The sequence below is a fragment of the Mycobacterium sp. SP-6446 genome, from assembly GCF_001954045.1.
GTDB lineage: Bacteria > Actinomycetota > Actinomycetes > Mycobacteriales > Mycobacteriaceae > Mycobacterium.
On sequence record NZ_MBEM01000172.1, the window covers coordinates 1 to 1,461 of the forward strand.

At 64.2% G+C, this 1,461-nt stretch carries 1 protein-coding gene, 1 other RNA gene and 1 pseudogene; all 3 read left to right on the plus strand.

The features are described from left to right. Nucleotides 1-8 precede the first annotated feature (8 nt). Nucleotides 9-376, plus strand: a transfer-messenger RNA (tmRNA) gene (ssrA, locus tag A5736_RS15615). Nucleotides 377-696: 320 nt separating this feature from the next. Further along, on the plus strand, nt 697-996 hold the full coding sequence (locus A5736_RS15620; RefSeq protein ID WP_076247215.1) for a hypothetical protein: 300 nt from the start codon (nt 697-699) through the stop codon (nt 994-996). A gap of 33 nt (nt 997-1,029) precedes the next feature. Next, a pseudogene (locus tag A5736_RS15625) lies at nt 1,030-1,461 on the plus strand (cytochrome P450); the annotation flags it as partial.

Sequence of the window (1,461 nt, forward strand, 5' to 3'; positions counted from 1 at the left end):
ATAGACAAGGGGCTGAACGGTTTCGACTTCGCGCATCGAATCAAGGGAAGCGTGCCGGTGCAGGCAAGAGACCACCGTAAGCGTCGCTGCAAATATATAAGCGCCGATTCACATCAGCGCGACTACGCTCTCGCTGCCTAAGCGACAGCTAGTCCGTCAGACCGGGAACGCCCTCGGCCCGGACCCTGGCGTCAGCTAGAGGGATCCACCGGTGAGTCCGGTCGCGGGACTCACCGGGACATACACAGCGACTGGGATCGTCATCCTGGCTGGTTCGCGTGACCAGGAGATCCGAGTAGAGGCATAGCGAACTGCGCACGGAGAAGACTTGAGGGAATGCCGTAGGACCCGGGTTCGATTCCCGGCAGCTCCACAGAGAAAGTACTGTTCCTGGGGTGAGCGGCTTTAATCGTCATACGACGGCGATGTCACGTTGTGCGCGCCCGACACCGCGTCGCGGGGAGCTCTTATGACCTATCGCCATCTTGCGTGGGTGCTCGGCGCAGTGGTGGTGGTGGCGGCGGCCATCGTTCCCGTCGAGGCCCATGGCCAACCGCCGACGAAGTGTCTGACCAACACTCCCACGGGCAAGCAGGTCTACGTGCCCTGCGATCTGCTCAACGCCGGCGCCAATTTCCCGCCGGGGCAGCGTTGTCCTCCACCGCTTGAGCAGTACCCGAAAGATGTGGCGGACTGGTGTGGCGAAGGCCCCGGCCTTGCGACTCCTACGCCCACGAGTCCTTCGCCCACGAGTCCTACGCCCGCGAGTCCTACGAGTCCGACAGGTCCTACGAGCTCTGTGCGGCCTACGAGCCCCGCGACCTCAACGAGTCCTGCGACCTCAACGAGTCCTGCGACGCCAACGAGTCCTGCGACTCCGACGACTCCGACGAGTCCTGCGACTCCGACGACTCCGACGAGTCCTGCGACTCCGACGAGTCCCGCGAGCCCGGTGGCTCCGGACAACGCGGGCTGATGTCGTCCCCGGATTCCTGACGACGCCGCCGCGTCGAAACCTATGCTGCCCGCATGAGCGAGTTTCATGCGTCGCCGCCGCCGGATCTTCCGGGCGTCCCCTCTGCCGAAGGGCCCCTGCCCGGCCCGGATCAATTGATCGGCCGTCCCCGCGCGTTGGCCGTGGACTTACTCGGCGAATTGCACGGGCCGCTGTTCTACGCTGACTTCAACGGCGGCGTCAGGAAGCTCTACGCGTGCTCGCTGGAGCTCGTTACGGAGCTTTGCGACGAAAGCCGCTTCGCCAAGAACCTGACGGCAACCCTCGCCCGAGTCAGGCCTTTGGCCGGTGACGGCCTGTTCACCGCCTACTACGGCGAACCGAACTGGCAGCGAGCCCACGATGTCCTGTTACCGGGTTTCAGTTATGCGGGCTTGCGCGCTTATCACGGCGCGATGCTGGACATCAACTGCAAACTGATCGACCGGTGGGACGCCAGCACCGGA